The sequence below is a fragment of the Methanobacterium aggregans genome, from assembly GCF_017874455.1.
GTDB classification, from domain to species: domain Archaea; phylum Methanobacteriota; class Methanobacteria; order Methanobacteriales; family Methanobacteriaceae; genus Methanobacterium_C; species Methanobacterium_C aggregans.
In genome coordinates, this window is record NZ_JAGGLN010000002.1 from 20,127 (window position 1) to 34,131 (window position 14,005).

15 protein-coding genes are annotated in these 14,005 nt (G+C 34.0%); 7 read left to right on the top strand and 8 right to left on the bottom strand.

The features are described 5' to 3' along the window. Positions 1-398: 398 nt before the first annotated feature. Together J2756_RS02810 and J2756_RS02815 are read left to right on the top strand one after the other, a co-directional pair. A complete protein-coding gene (locus J2756_RS02810) occupies positions 399-749 on the top strand; it encodes a VOC family protein (RefSeq protein WP_209582391.1) in 351 nt (116 codons plus the stop codon). Positions 750-1,142: 393 nt separating this feature from the next. Further along, positions 1,143-1,373, top strand: a complete 231-nt coding sequence (locus tag J2756_RS02815; RefSeq protein ID WP_209582393.1) for a hypothetical protein — start codon at positions 1,143-1,145, stop codon at positions 1,371-1,373. 54 nt (positions 1,374-1,427) lie between these two features. On the opposite strand, the gene J2756_RS02820 is transcribed toward J2756_RS02815, so the two are convergent. The 3 genes from J2756_RS02820 to J2756_RS02830 all read right to left on the bottom strand — a co-directional run bounded on the left by J2756_RS02820 (position 1,428) and on the right by J2756_RS02830 (position 5,162). Further along, positions 1,428-3,209 (bottom strand): glycosyltransferase family 39 protein, encoded by a 1,782-nt coding sequence (locus J2756_RS02820; protein ID WP_209582395.1) that lies wholly within the window; start codon positions 3,207-3,209, stop codon positions 1,428-1,430. A gap of 311 nt (positions 3,210-3,520) precedes the next feature. Further along, positions 3,521-4,162 carry an NAD(P)H-dependent oxidoreductase gene (locus J2756_RS02825; protein WP_209582397.1) on the bottom strand — a complete coding sequence of 214 codons (642 nt, stop codon included), beginning with the start codon at positions 4,160-4,162 and terminating at the stop codon, positions 3,521-3,523. A 244-nt stretch (positions 4,163-4,406) separates the two neighbouring features. Next, positions 4,407-5,162 (bottom strand): nitroreductase family protein, encoded by a 756-nt coding sequence (locus J2756_RS02830; protein WP_209582399.1) that lies wholly within the window; start codon positions 5,160-5,162, stop codon positions 4,407-4,409. A gap of 158 nt (positions 5,163-5,320) precedes the next feature. Between J2756_RS02830 and J2756_RS02835 the strand changes: the two genes are divergently transcribed. The 3 genes from J2756_RS02835 (at position 5,321) to J2756_RS02845 (ending at position 6,842) form a co-directional block, all read left to right on the top strand. After that, positions 5,321-5,617 (top strand): hypothetical protein, encoded by a 297-nt coding sequence (locus J2756_RS02835; RefSeq protein WP_209582401.1) that lies wholly within the window; start codon positions 5,321-5,323, stop codon positions 5,615-5,617. Between the two features lie 99 nt (positions 5,618-5,716). Beyond that, the gene (locus J2756_RS02840) at positions 5,717-6,247 is read left to right on the top strand and encodes an NUDIX hydrolase (protein ID WP_209582403.1); all 531 of its coding nucleotides are present in this window, start codon (positions 5,717-5,719) and stop codon (positions 6,245-6,247) included. A 274-nt stretch (positions 6,248-6,521) separates the two neighbouring features. After that, positions 6,522-6,842, top strand: a complete 321-nt coding sequence (locus J2756_RS02845; protein ID WP_209582405.1) for a DUF2769 domain-containing protein — start codon at positions 6,522-6,524, stop codon at positions 6,840-6,842. Positions 6,843-6,939: 97 nt separating this feature from the next. Here J2756_RS02845 and hisG read toward each other — a convergent pair whose 3' ends face one another. The 3 genes from hisG to J2756_RS02860 all read right to left on the bottom strand — a co-directional run bounded on the left by hisG (position 6,940) and on the right by J2756_RS02860 (position 10,241). Continuing rightward, a complete protein-coding gene (gene hisG, locus J2756_RS02850) occupies positions 6,940-7,926 on the bottom strand; it encodes an ATP phosphoribosyltransferase (protein ID WP_209582407.1) in 987 nt (328 codons plus the stop codon). 141 nt (positions 7,927-8,067) lie between these two features. Further along, positions 8,068-8,418 (bottom strand): hypothetical protein, encoded by a 351-nt coding sequence (locus J2756_RS02855; protein ID WP_209582410.1) that lies wholly within the window; start codon positions 8,416-8,418, stop codon positions 8,068-8,070. Between the two features lie 128 nt (positions 8,419-8,546). Next, a complete protein-coding gene (locus J2756_RS02860) occupies positions 8,547-10,241 on the bottom strand; it encodes a DUF262 domain-containing protein (protein ID WP_209582412.1) in 1,695 nt (564 codons plus the stop codon). 213 nt (positions 10,242-10,454) lie between these two features. On the opposite strand from J2756_RS02860, the gene J2756_RS02865 reads away from it, so the two are divergent. Next, positions 10,455-10,787: a hypothetical protein gene (locus tag J2756_RS02865; RefSeq protein ID WP_209582415.1), complete on the top strand. Its 333-nt coding sequence runs from the start codon at positions 10,455-10,457 to the stop codon at positions 10,785-10,787. 130 nt (positions 10,788-10,917) lie between these two features. Continuing rightward, positions 10,918-11,268 carry a hypothetical protein gene (locus J2756_RS02870; protein ID WP_209582416.1) on the top strand — a complete coding sequence of 117 codons (351 nt, stop codon included), beginning with the start codon at positions 10,918-10,920 and terminating at the stop codon, positions 11,266-11,268. 511 nt (positions 11,269-11,779) lie between these two features. Here the strand turns inward: J2756_RS02870 and J2756_RS02875 are convergent. Together J2756_RS02875 and J2756_RS02880 are read right to left on the bottom strand one after the other, a co-directional pair. Further along, positions 11,780-12,520 carry a hypothetical protein gene (locus tag J2756_RS02875; protein ID WP_209582417.1) on the bottom strand — a complete coding sequence of 247 codons (741 nt, stop codon included), beginning with the start codon at positions 12,518-12,520 and terminating at the stop codon, positions 11,780-11,782. A gap of 623 nt (positions 12,521-13,143) precedes the next feature. Then, positions 13,144-13,971: an AIM24 family protein gene (locus J2756_RS02880; protein WP_209582418.1), complete on the bottom strand. Its 828-nt coding sequence runs from the start codon at positions 13,969-13,971 to the stop codon at positions 13,144-13,146. Between the last annotated feature and the right edge of the window lie 34 nt (positions 13,972-14,005).

The window sequence follows — 14,005 nt, forward strand, 5'->3', positions numbered from 1 at the left end:
TACGTATAACAAAAATTAGGGTTACACTTCAGAGATTCAAATCATAGGAGTAATGAATTGAATTTTTAAGTGTAAAAAGACCTATTATCCGTAATTTCACAGATTATGAGGGCGGCCTAGGTTCAATTCCCCCAATGGATCCTGTTAATTATCACCCCAAAAATGCAAAGGGGCCTTGGCTTTCAGTTGATTTTCTTCTTCTTTTAACAAAAATAATAACTGATGATAATGATCATACGGTTTCTGCCTGAAAGGGTGCAGGTGAGGGGTTCAGCTTTAAGTAGGACATTCCCACCTTAAGGGGCATTTATGGGCCTTCAGTCTACATCTATATTTATAAGTGTGCTTCCATTTTTAATAAGTGGAAATGAAAATAGATTATTGGATGGTGATAGAGTATGAAAATTAAGTACACTACCCTGATAGTTGATGATATGGATGAGTCAGTTAAATTCTATACAGAAGTTATGGGATTTGAAATAGATAGCCAATACAACCTGGGACCCGCAGGAACAATCACATTACTGAAAGGGGATGGGGATGCTATGATAGAGCTTATAAAAAATCCATTAGATGAAACTGGTCTGTTCTCGGTGGGAATGGATGTTGAAGACATAAACACCACAGTGAAAGAGCTCAAATCAAAAGGTGCCAAAATCACCATGGAACCCACACCAATAACAGTTGGAACCCTAGCCTTCCTAGAAGACCCAAACGGAATCAGAATAGCACTAATTCAACACCACTAATCCCATTTTTTAAAATTTTACTAAACCTCCAGTGGAGCAAACAGGAACTTTGATAACAGGAGGATCTGGGATATAAAAATCCACTTCTTCTGTTATCTACGATTTAAAAGTGCCACGTAACAGACTGCGAATTTTTTGAAGATAATTGAAAGGAATCCGAACCTACCCGTTGGGATTAAATTGCCTAGCCTGGACTTGAAATAAAAAAGGCTTAACAATATGTAACTCCACACCATTTCTACTTTATCAGCTGCCAAGACTCAGGCTTTTTTTTGTAGTTTTCACCATAACTTTTCTACTGTAGAAATTACTCTTTCTGTGAAGGCTTAAACATGTCCATCCCTCAAAAAAAGGTATTTTAAAACTTATTTTTTATTAAATGGTGAATTTCAGATGGAACCCGACCAATGGACTCCAAGAAAATTATATGTGGCTTTGATTATATGTAACGTTATGGCAGGATCAATAAATTTGTGGGGAGGAGCCTTATCTTTAATTTTAGGGGTTGGTGCAGTAATCCTCGCTGCGTTGAATAATCAAAATTGGCCAATGTTCTTATTATTAGCAATATTTATATTTTTAATCACATTTAGCCGGGAACTAAGGTCTGATTCTAAAAAATAAAAGAGTATATAGTAACAAAACCTCAAATGCATGTACTTCATGACCACAATTAGTTCATGATAATCTATAAACCTTGATGTTGCCCTGGCTGAATAGCAGTGTGCCCCTGCTTATCCAAGCAGAGTTACCCATATTCAATGATCCTCCACCCCTGTTGGCTTCTGCAAGGTTGCCTAAAGCTCCGGGCATTTGAGTAGTTGCATTATGGGATGTTCCATCTGGAAGTGAAGGTGGGCTGTTAGATGAATTTCCAGGGAGGGTTTTATTTCCCATATCTGGAGGGCTGTTGGAACTGTTTTTAGGTGCTGTTAAATTGTCTTTGAACTGGGATTGTCTGGAATTTGTGTTCCATGACATGTTAACTCCTCCAAATGGGAATGAATAAGGGAACAGAGGATTCCAGAGGTACTGATAATTGGTGCTGGACATTGAACCCTTTCTGGTCATACTTATTCCATATATGGTTTGATTAGGATATTTCTGTTTTATATCTGTAAGATTTCCTGTTTCTACCTGCATTCCCAGTACGTACTGCACCCAGTAACCTGTGTGATAATCATCAACCATTATTATGCCACTTGAATTAATTTTAGATGGGATATAACTCGCTTTAATCTGCACGAGCTCGTTGTACTGGTCTGAAGTTATACTGGGACCCATATCAGAGAACGTGCCTGCGGCCGTGTAAAAACTGGAAAAAGCAAATAAAACTGCAATTAACGTTACAACACCAATTTTAAATCCTTTTTTAGATGGAATCCTGTTTGAAATCCATTTTTCAATTAGTTTCAGTCCAAGGGGTACTAAAAGGGCAACTGGGACAAAAGCCATTGCTATGAATCTTTCCTGATAATCTGATGGTAGAGCTGCCAGCACCACCAAAATTAGGGTCATGACAAGGTAAGCCAAAGATAAAAACGTCTTTTTACTTACTGTTAGATTTTCGGGTTTTATTTTCTCTTTTAATCCATTGTAAAAGATTTTTATTGCTGCAAAAACCCCTAAAAGGAATGGAATGGTTAAAAATATGGTTAGGTTAATGGATCCAACCACCCGATCCAAGGTACTTGAAGAACCATTTAAGAATGACAGTACAGTGGTGAACTTGGTAAACATTAAAGGATAAACTGTGAAGAGCAGAGCGAGTCCACCTAAAATTAAAGCTGCCACTAAACCGAATATTTTAAGGTCTAATAACGGTAGCTTACGGGTTTTGTAGGTTCTGAAAATTAGGTCGAAAACCAGGAGGAACACAACTATCATCACTGCCAGCATTCCAGTGTAGATGTGGGTTAAAATACTGCACAAAAGTAGTGCAACAGTTATTGTTCCATATTTTTTCCACTCCCCTGTGTTTTCAAGCCATTTAACTGTGAAGTAGATCAAAAGAAGAAGGAAGAAAACTCCCACCAGGTTCTGCATGAAATCTCCGATCATCTGGAAGTATGAAACATTCACAGTCACAAGGAACGCGCTTAAAAGGGCAGGAACTTTGGATTCAATTTTTAATTTGTCGCTGAATGTTTCTGTAAGTAGATAAGCTGGAAACGCCATGAGGGAACCTATGAGTGCCATTCCAATTTTTATACCGAAGAATGGGTTTCCAGTCAATGCCACAAATGGGGTTAATAAATAGTAAACAAGTGGAGGGTCATTACTGGCTGGAAAACCTGTTTGGAGAATACTCAAAATTTTAAGGTTGTAAAACGGGCCGTCCATACCATATGAAAGGCTGTAACGTGTTAATACATACATATCCAGTGCAAATGAGAATATGAATATTGAAAGAAGGATGATTAAGTACGGTTTTTCTCTTATAAACGTTTTGATTGACATAAAATTTTACCTCAAAGATATTCCGGAAATATTCATTGTTAAAATTCACTATAAAACTGATTCACGCATTAAAATAGAATTAAAATTAGATATAACCCTTTTCCCAATTTATACCCGAATTGGATCTAAATATGATTGTATAATTATAGAATCTTTAAATAAAGGTTTTTAAGGTGTTAAAATAAGACAAAATGAAATTTAAATAAAATTTTAAAAAATATTTAACATAAACTTTGGTTTCATATTTAATTTAATACATTATTTGATCAGCTTAAAAAAAGAAGGAATGAAGTTAAACAAAATTTATACCCTTAGATTGAGTTTAATACCTGCTTAAATTTTTCTAATTCCATTTTTACATCTTCTTCAGACCTCATTGCAGCACCGTATAAACCGAATGAAGGCATCACTTCTAGGCCCGCGAATTCAAATATTGTGTGGGTTATTGAACGGAATGCTTCATTTAAGTCACCATGAGGACCTTCAGAAGAGTATAATTCCTGTGGTGACCCTGTTGTGAATGATAACATTGCCTTTTTGCCATTTAATAACCCTTCGTTGTACACTTTTCCTTCACCCATGTTATGAACAACTCCTGGTAGAAAAACTCTGTCTATCCAGCCTTTTAAAATTGCGGGCATTGAACTCCACCATACTGGGAACTGTAAAATTAGTATATCTGCCCATTTCAGTTTTTCAACTTCATCCTGTATATCCTGAGGAAGTGTTCCATTTGCAACAGCGTTGACCTGTTCAATCATAGGATTAAAGCTTTCAGGATTCTTTCTGCTGGCAAAATCCTCTTGATCCAGCACTGCTTTGAAGTTGATCCCATAAAGATCGGATATTTTAACTTCATGGCCGTTATTTTTTAATATTTTAACTGCAATGTCCTTAATGGTCCCATTTAAGGATGTGGGCTCTGGGTGTGCAAAAACTATGAATACATTCATGTTATCACCTCTTTTAATTATCTTATGTTTATGTCAGATCTGACCTAAGTAAATGTTGAAGAGCTTCAGACATCAAAGAGCAGTTTTAAAAATATTGAATTTATAGCCCCCAAAACTGTTGAATACCTATAAAAAAAGTTTCATATTAGTTTCAGGAGATGTAAATACAAAAAAAATATGATTAAATTTTACTGTAGAATAATAATTCATTTAAGTTCAACAATGTGTTAAAAAATGATTTGCTTCATTCAATTTTTAACGTGACAATGTAGTAGTAGCCTTCAGGTGGATTGTCCCTGGCAGTTTTATCAAAAATTATCTCAATGCTTTTTCCAAAGTGTTCTGCTGCAGTAACTATGTGGAAAATACCTATTCCCATATCGATCTGGTTCAACTTCTTCAGCATTCTGGCCTTTAAAAACTTGGATTGAACGCAGTATACATTGATGTTGTTCTTCGATCCTGTGAAAAACCATGGCTGACTGTTTGTAGCTGATGGTGCAATACGTGCAGCTTCCAGAAGATTATTTGCACCTTCAATATCGGTTATTCCATCCATAGATTTTCTCTTGAATTCAGAAACACTGCTTCGATACAGTGCCTCCTTGGGCTTGCCAAAGGCAAGTAAAATTATGAATTCCAGCTTTGAACTCTTTAATACTTCCTTTTTAGGTTTGGGTATTCCCTGCCAGCAGCAGCCGATACCATTGTCTGAAAGGAAAAGATCCATCTGCTGCAGCATGTAACCAATATTCGTCAGGTATCCCTCCTTATTTTCCGAAAATACTGCTATGTAGTGGGGTGCCCTTTTCATCATACGGGTTTTAATCTCATCCCCAGATACAATTTTCAGTTCAGTTTCAATATCTGGAAAAAGGGGAGTTAAGTTGTCCATATACTCTTGAATACTGGAAATATTCTCCTCATCAAGTGGATTCTGATCATAGTTCCGAATTGACTTTCTTTTGAATATAGTATCATAAAAATTCTTTTTTTCCATAAAAATCCCTCTGATTATGTATTATAAATTACATCTGAATCCAGTTACATTCTTTTCTTAGTAATTTTGGATATTTCTACAAAAAGCCAATTTAAATCCTTAAAATACTATTATTATTTATTGAATTAAAAAAAATAAATAATATTTGGTGAGTTTCTATGGATAGTGATGATCTGCTGAAAAATTTGAAGATCGTGTTGATAGTTGCCCTTGTAATTGGAATTGTGGGAGCTGTACTCTATTTAATCTACGGCCTTGCCCTTATCTGGCAGGCAATGGCTGCAGGTATCTTAACGGGATTTTTGGTTTTAATGCTGATTGTGTTCATTGGCCTGTCAATCTATCTTTGGATGAAAAATTTCTTGACTAAAAGAGAATTAAAAAGGGTAGAGATGGAATTAAAGAACTGCAAAGATCAGTTGAAGAAGTTCCATGAAAATCAGGACAAAAACTAGGTTTTACCTTCCAAAATACAAGGCTTAAATAATGTGAAAAACAATGGTACCTTGTAAGATCTGTATAAAAATTCAAGATATAATTCAGGATATGATTTCATGATAAACCGCATCTTTGGTCTGGCTGTAAGGGTTATTCTCAGTGATCCAGATGGTAAAATTCTAATTCTCAAACGATCAACAGATTCTAAGACCAACCCTGGAAAATGGGAGCTTCCAGGTGGAAAAGTGGATCAGAATGAATCATTCGACCAGGCCCTTTTAAGGGAAGTTTACGAGGAAACTGGACTTAAAATAACCCCAGATCATGTTGTGGGTGTTTCAGAGCAGAACCTGCATATAATCCGTGCTGTGCACATTATAATGTCAGGCAGGATCGTTGAGGGAGAGTTAACACTGAGCCATGAACATGAAGGTTATGCATGGGTCTTTTTAGAGAACCTTTCTGACTACGAACTTGCAGACTGGCTTCATGACTTCATAGCTAACCAGAAAAGTTTGATACAAGATTACGATGCACATAAATCTGAACCTGATGATGCTGAGCAGATGTTGAAAAGAGGACTTAAATCACTGACCAAATCTTTAAACCAGTTCATTGAGAAGAATAACCCGAGGAAACCACCATAAACTGTTCATTCAAATTTATTTATTTAACAAAAAATTTTATTTGTTTAAGAAATTATTTATCTAAGAAATTATTATTTTTTTTGCATAACTAAAACTTTTTGAATTAAAACCTTTAGATATTAAGAGTTTTAAGAAACTAAAACATTCTTCCATTGATTTTTAAAGCTACTTTCTTCGCTTATTTTTTGCTGGAAATCCATTTTTATCTGTCCTTTTTGTTACATAATTTATAGATCAAAACTCATAAAAATAATGTGAAGGAGGTTTGAGACATATGGGTGAAATAGAGTTCAGCATGGAGAACATTAAAAAATGCATGTGCACAAAGTGCGATGTGCAACTAAAAAGCCAGTGCGTCAGGGACAAAGAAAAGATCCTGCTTGAAATAACCATGCAGGATCTGGACAGTCCCATGATGATGGGACCAGACAGGGTTCCGGGACTGTACTGTTCAACAGGTCAAGCCACTTGCAAAGATATTGACACCAAAAAGGTTTGTAAATGCAGTACATGTCCAATATGGTCTGAGTATGAGCTTTTAAACTGTGAACCAATGGCTTATTTTTGCAGGGATGGTAAAACCATGAAGAAATAGCTTCTAAAACTTAGATAAGATCGCAGGTAGTTCATATAAAAAAAAAATGATCTTAGACCATTTTTGTTAAAAAAAATAAAAAAGTAATAATTTAAATCTATTTAACGTACTGTTTCACGTTTTTTCTTATTATAGCTGAAGCTCCGTAACTTTTAACTCCCTTGAGCATTTCTGGAAACTTGATCTTAGGAATTAAAACGTTGACCTGGGAGAAGTTTTTACCCTGAACAACTGTGGGTTCGTCTGAGCAGAAACCATTGGATACTAAAAAGTCCTTAACTTCATCCACCTTTTCATTTGATATGTTGAACTTCACATCGAAGTACTTCCTGGCTTTTATTGCACCGAAGAGCTGTTCGAAGATCATCTTTACCTTATCTTCCTTGAATCCACAGCAGCTTGGTCCTGCGTAGAGTCCTGCACTTGATTCCATTATGGTTTCAAGTTCCCTGAGACCTGCTTTGCGGAGGCTGTTTCCTGTCTGGGTGTTGTCAACGATTATGTCAGCACCCTTGGCTATGTATACCTCTGTTGCACCGTCTGAGTTGATTATCTGAACCCTCTCATTTTCACCATCAACAAGTCCCCTGACCTGTACAATTGGGCTGATTTCACCAAATATTTCCCTGTAACCCTCGTTGTTCATGAAGTGCTGTTTTGTGAGGTTTGGATATTCTGTGAAGCACAGTATTGGTGTTTCACGTTCCTTGTTTACCCTGAAAAACTCCGTAAGGGAAGTGTAGGGTGAATCGTTGGGAACTGCCACTATGAGTCTTGTCTGTCCATAATCAAGGTCACCTACCTTTTTTATGGCTCCTTCACTGTTTACAGATTCTTCCTTTACCCAGTCCTCACCTATGATTGCGATGTCCAGCATCTGCCGGACAAGTTCCAAAGGAGCGCTTTGAGGTCTTGTTAAGAATGCTCTGATTTCAGGATCGTTGGATATGTTGATCTCGTTGGATTCATTGCCAGGTTCATATCCTCTAACTTCATAACCTGCATCAACGAATAACTGATGAGTGTTTCCCCTGTTTACATTGTTTAAACTCCCTTTTGGGAGACCTAGTACTATCTTGTCCATATTACCACCAAAATGTATGATCTACTAACTTAATATATCTCACATAGATATAAACATGAAATATTCAAAAACAGATATTGCTAGGGACGATCTTGTTAAAGAGTTTTTCCTTTCAAAAATCAAAAAGTGAGATAAACCCAGTTATTCTTTTTCTTTGGATTGAGAATTTAATTGTTTTAATTCTCGATAAATGAGTTCATTCTGTTTAATTAAAATTTTATTCTGATCTATTAAAGCTTTAAACCCTGCTCCAATCATTTGTTGAGTAGCATTGAAACTTAATAATGTACCAATACGCATCCATTTTGTACCTGCTTCATGATTGGCTAAATTGTTCATGTCACTATAAATGCTTGATATTATCTGCGCTTCACTATCATTAGGGCGAAATAATGCTCCCTTGGGCACAGTAGGTGGAATTGTTGACCCTGTTCGTGATAAAGAGTTATTGCCGCCTCCCGGAGTCCCTACTGTAACATTTTGTGCCCTCAATGCATCTCTTTGTTTTTCAAAATTCCTTCTATCAGATGAAAAAGAAAACCAATTAAACTCTTTTCTTTAAAATGATCATTCAATTTCCATTTTAAATAATTTTTATGAAAATAAAATGAATATTAAAATTAAAAGCTCCAGATATTCAGAGCCGTTTTTGCAAGTTCAGATGATCTATCTTGTATCTGTTTTTTACCCCATTCTTTTTGTTGAGATAAGTGACGATTTAATTTTAGTCCACTATTTTTGAATCCATTTGGATGGTCCTTTTTCTCTTTAAATGTTTTATTAGAATACTCTTGGTTGTAACCAGTTAAGGTTAGATTACCGATAGATTCTAGATACTTATTATGTATAAATTCCCACTCTTCACCTAACTCTTTTTTCCACTCTTTATCAATATTTTGAGGCATAATATGCTCAATTTGCATTTCATTTAATTTTACCATTTCTTTATTTTCAGGGTATCGTTCTATTTCTTCGAGTATGTATCTGAAAACTTTTTTGTAAGAATTACTTTCTTTTAGGCATTTTCTAAACTCATTTCTCTCAGGCATTCTTTGCGTTCCAGCTCCATTAGCTAATGTTTCTTTTAAAGATTGGCTTATGTTAGATTTATCTAGTAACCCATATATTCTTGGGAAATATGAATTCAATGCATTTACTGGAATACCACAAACATTCCTTCTTACCACAAAAGTTTCAATTGCGTGCAAACATTCGACAAAATCTTCTATAAAGAAATTTACATTTGGATTTTTATAATCATCATATAATTTAAGAAGTAGGGGGTAAGCAGTAGTACTGTCGAGACGTTTAAATTTATCGAAATAAACTCTTAATTCTTGCTCTTTCTCAGTTTTAGGGTACAAAAATTTACTATAATATTCAGCAAATCGTTTAAGTCTTTTCATTATCTTAATGACACCCTCTTGAGTCATGGCATTCTTATCTAGGAATTCTTTAAATGTTGTGTATAATCTATTGAACGTTGGCAAGTTTCCATTCATGGCTAAATAATGTCTTATGAAACTATCCATTTTCTTGTCTCGGACTTGCCTTTTACTTTCAAATTCTTCATCTCCCTCTATTAATGTATGTAGAGGTAACCATACGTTTTTATAAGATTCTTCCTGATTTTTTGGATTTAATTTCATAAATAAATAATTTCGAACTAGATCTGATTGGGTTAGTGGAACTCCTGTCCCGTTAAGGGTTTCAAATATTAAATAAGGATCATCATTTTCTTCTAAAGTGATATCAACGATGGAGAAATTGGATAAAATAATATTTTTAATCAAGTCTAATCTTTCAATTTCATTTATTCCCTCAAATTTTTCCGTAAAAAAGCTATAAGTCTCGAAGATTCGGTTTTTTGATTCTTTGATTTCGTTCCCTTCCATAATGCTAAAAAATGTATTTCGATCGTTCTGAGTAGGTATTAATTTATATTTATGGTGAGGATGATGTTGATTCAGTAGGTAGTAATCATCAATTTCAAATTTAGCTATATGTTCTGGATTTAATTCTGTTATTCTTTGTCTAATAGTAGCTAGTATGATATAGATTGTAGTCAATCGTTGTTGTCCATCTACTACAGTAAATTCTGAAACAGTAGAAGCACCCCCATTTGTAAGCATAGTTACAAATGAACCAAAAAAGTGATGTTCCATTTTATAATAATTAGTTTCTGTTTCTTGTATGTCCTCCCACAATCTCTCTAAATCTTTTTTACCCCAAACGTATTCCCTTTGAAATAAAGGAACTATGAATTGTTTACTACCTTCTAAAAAGACTCGAATCTGAGTATCATTTGCTTTCATGTTATATCCCTCTAGAATTTTGGAATGCTTTCCCACTAACTTAACTATTTTTTTCATTCAAGATGATTCAACATTATTATCGTATTAAATAAATTTTAATATATAAAGTAAATAGAATTTTATGGAATTGTAAAATCTTTTTTTGAATGAAGATAATTAAAAATTGGGCAGTATAATATTATATTTAATCTTTATACGTCAAAAACACGATTAATGTGGAGTTATAGGTTCACATACTCAAATATAGAAATAAATGGGAGCAGTGAAGTCCCAATTAACAAAGTTACAAAATCATTCGAGGGCGTGATTAATGGTTTTGGAGATATTAAAATAAATTCTGGAGAAATAGGAAAAGCTAAAATTTATGGATCTGGGACTATCAATGTAAATATTAAAGTTGATAAAGCAGAATTAATTCAGTGCGGGAGTGGAAATATCTTTGTTAAACATGTTACTGAAAGTTCTATAGAACCTCATCAAGATCAGGGACCGTTAATGTTGGTTCAATGGGTTAAATTCAATGTTTTCTTTATTTTCTGTTTTTGACAGTTTCAACCGGATCAATTACATGGAAATGGGCCTTGGTCAAAAATAAGTGGTTGCCACTGTTGCCCAAAAAATATCATCAGACTTAAAAGTTTAAAGTATTATATTCTAGTGAAGGGAGTGATAATGTATGTTAACGTATACAGGATCTTCAGAGGATAGTCCTTTAAGGATTGAAGAAATTGGAGAAAAGGGAGCTAAAAGTTATATTCCAGATTCTTTGTATTTTAGGGAAGATAAACTTCCAGAGGATCGTATTGATTTAGTTAAAGAGATTATGGAAGAATCTTTGGATGAAGAGCCAGATTTTATGGATAAAGATGTTTTATTAGAGATTGTACCAAATCTTAGTAAATCTTTTGTCATAATTTCTTTAGATATATCAGATATTACTGGGGACAAATCAGAAGAATTGGAAAAATATCGGAAAACTTTTGAGGAGCTTTATAATAGGCTCGTTCCAAGGTATTTATTGAAATAATTAATATTTTTAATACTTTTTCTTATTCAGTAATCAAGTTAATTAATAGAACAGGGTTATGATTAAAAATGGTTAGAATTGAAAGTGAAGATTTAAAAGATTATCTCAAAGATATATACCAAAAAGAGGGCCAAAACGTTTCATTATACAAATTAATGGGTTATATAGAAGAGCTTGAAGAGAACTAATTAGAACGCTTTGAAGTAGAATTAGAACGAAATAAAGAAGGTTTAAACTTCAATTTCAATATTGGAGGAACAGTGTATAACTATTTAGTCCCTCAAGAATACATAGAACATACTATCCTAAATTTAACTGGAAGAGACCATATCATCAAAGAGGTATTCCCTCAAATGTTCCAGGACGTAATTATCCAACTATTTTGTAAGCATGACCGACATTTTGACACTTGGAAAATGTATGATAAAATAAATGAATGGTTTGAGCAGTCTTTAAGTGTTTTAACAGTACCTGAAGAGTAGATTTGACCATAAAAGATAATTTTAGACTTTTAATAACTCCTTATATATATTGTTTCATCTAAATCTTTTAAAGCCTTTTGTAGTTGATCATCTATTTCTTTAAAATAAATTTCTATTTCATCATCATTGGGGAGTCTTGATCCCGCATGTAGAGGAACACAATCACTTGTATATTTGTTCTTCCTTGTATAATCATAAAAATCTAGGATTGCTTTTTTAAGTTCTTTTGGAAGATAATAAAATTCATCTGGAGTCTCTCTAATCACTCTTAATCTTTTACATAAATGTTTATTTTTAAAACGATCATCTGGTAAATTATTGTACTCGAAAAATGCAGTCTCCACTCCTAAAACAGCATTACTTTTTTTATCAAAGATCAATTCTTCCCTTAAATTTTCTTTGGCTGAATCTAATTGTTGATTTAAATTTTTTTTCTGCACTTTTAATTGTTTATCCAATCTTCTTTCTGCTGATTTTAGTTGTTGATTTAAATTTTTTTTCTGCTCTTTTAATTGTTTATCCAATCTTTTTTCTGCTGCATCCAATTGATCTTGGTTTCTAATGTTGTTTCGATAATTAGAGTATAATGTACCCGTTATTGCAAGCCCTGCTGTTAATAAAGCGATCGAATTTCCTATGCTAAAACCAGCATAAACTCCTAAGAGATTAACGAAAATTAAAGACAGTGGAATTATGAATGAAAGACTAATTATTATAATATTTTGTATATTCCAAAAAGAATTTTCTATTTTTTTAGATTTTGATTCCATTTGGAATCCCATCCGATTATTTTAAATTAATTTAATTATATTACATTATGTCACTTATTTCTTAAATAATTATCATAGGTATATAATATTTAACAGTAGATATGCTGTTTAAGCAATATTATTACCCTGTAAAGTAAATTTTTAATTCGAAAGTTTGGCGTACTGGCGAAGATGGAAGAATTAACCTAATTAAAGTTCATTGTTCTGTTAGATCCAATGAATCAAGTTCTTCAACAAGTTCATGAGCCCGTAAGGTTAATTCACAAGCTTTAACAGGATCCTCATCCTTATCGGATCAGTACTATTCTACACGTCTTTGATTTCAGTTTTGAGATCATCCATGATCTCTTTTTAGTGGTTTACTAATAAATCCAAAATCTAATATTACTTTTTAAATAAATAAGGCATAAAAAATGGTAGTAAATACAACATTTTTAATGTATTACTTTGTCCATGTTTAAACGAAATAAAAATTAGGATATAAATTTTTCTATATCTTCCTAGGTTTTCTATATCTTCCTAGGGAAGGTTCCAAAGGAATTCTTAATTCTCCAGATCAAAATTCTACAAATAAAAAAAAAATGAAGGGTGAATTGTAAAAAATAAAAAAATTAGAGATTTTCTTAGTTACTACTGAAATCGTAAACTTCTTCGTAGGGCTGCAGGATAACGAATCCTTCTCCTTCAAATTTCATCTGGTAGGTTTCACCGCTGTCTTTGCCTATGAGTGTTTTGAAGTCTATGTTGGTTTTGAGGGACGGGCTTAATCCTCCAGACCATGCAACTGTTGCATTTGGATCAGTCATTACAGGCTGACCTGGTTTTACCTCAAGTGTCATTGGAGTGTAGTGGGTTGTTATTGCCACCATTCCTGTTCCCTCAAGTTTTATGTTGAAGAGTCCTCCTGACATCATGCTTGAGCCATGGCTCATGATCTTTATGTCCCATTCAATTCCATCCTCAAATGCAAGAACATCGTTTCCATTGACGTATATCCTTTCATTTTGAAGGTTCAAAATAGTAACATTTTTACCGTTATCAGCCATGTAAACATGCCCATGCCCGTCAACCTTCATCATGGTGGTGGCTTCCCCTGTAACTGCCTTTTTCACGAATTTTCCAAGACCGTGTTCAAGGGATCCCTCCCTCTTGAAGTTCACATCCCCGGTGTATGCTATCATAGCACCCTTCTTTGCCCATACTCTCCCATTTAATTTAACATCAAGCAGATAATTGTTTTCAAGTTCAAAGGTTTCATCACCTGCATCCTTCTGCATGGTGTTCCTAACAAATTCATTTACTGAATATTTACTTTTGATTTCCTGATTTTGACAGGATATTTGAGATTGAACTTCATTTTCAAATGAATTTAGTTCAGTGCTTACGTTTTCCCCACAATTGGGGCAGAATTTTGCATTTACAGAGTCAGTTCCACAATTTGGACAGTACATATCTATACACCTCAAAGAATTTAATAAGAAAAGT

Excerpts from the sequence above, each read along its gene's own strand:
- J2756_RS02810 (WP_209582391.1), top strand. The coding sequence starts at position 399 with ATGAAAATTAAGTACACTACCCTGATAGTTGATGATATGGATGAGTCA.
- J2756_RS02815 (WP_209582393.1), top strand. The coding sequence starts at position 1,143 with ATGGAACCCGACCAATGGACTCCAAGAAAATTATATGTGGCTTTGATT.
- J2756_RS02820 (WP_209582395.1), bottom strand. The coding sequence starts at position 3,209 with ATGTCAATCAAAACGTTTATAAGAGAAAAACCGTACTTAATCATCCTT.
- J2756_RS02825 (WP_209582397.1), bottom strand. The coding sequence starts at position 4,162 with ATGAATGTATTCATAGTTTTTGCACACCCAGAGCCCACATCCTTAAAT.
- J2756_RS02830 (WP_209582399.1), bottom strand. The coding sequence starts at position 5,162 with ATGGAAAAAAAGAATTTTTATGATACTATATTCAAAAGAAAGTCAATT.
- J2756_RS02835 (WP_209582401.1), top strand. The coding sequence starts at position 5,321 with ATGGATAGTGATGATCTGCTGAAAAATTTGAAGATCGTGTTGATAGTT.
- J2756_RS02840 (WP_209582403.1), top strand. The coding sequence starts at position 5,717 with ATGATAAACCGCATCTTTGGTCTGGCTGTAAGGGTTATTCTCAGTGAT.
- J2756_RS02845 (WP_209582405.1), top strand. The coding sequence starts at position 6,522 with ATGGGTGAAATAGAGTTCAGCATGGAGAACATTAAAAAATGCATGTGC.
- hisG (WP_209582407.1), bottom strand. The coding sequence starts at position 7,926 with ATGGACAAGATAGTACTAGGTCTCCCAAAAGGGAGTTTAAACAATGTA.
- J2756_RS02860 (WP_209582412.1), bottom strand. The coding sequence starts at position 10,241 with ATGAAAGCAAATGATACTCAGATTCGAGTCTTTTTAGAAGGTAGTAAA.
- J2756_RS02865 (WP_209582415.1), top strand. The coding sequence starts at position 10,455 with ATGTGGAGTTATAGGTTCACATACTCAAATATAGAAATAAATGGGAGC.
- J2756_RS02870 (WP_209582416.1), top strand. The coding sequence starts at position 10,918 with ATGTTAACGTATACAGGATCTTCAGAGGATAGTCCTTTAAGGATTGAA.
- J2756_RS02875 (WP_209582417.1), bottom strand. The coding sequence starts at position 12,520 with ATGGAATCAAAATCTAAAAAAATAGAAAATTCTTTTTGGAATATACAA.
- J2756_RS02880 (WP_209582418.1), bottom strand. The coding sequence starts at position 13,971 with ATGTACTGTCCAAATTGTGGAACTGACTCTGTAAATGCAAAATTCTGC.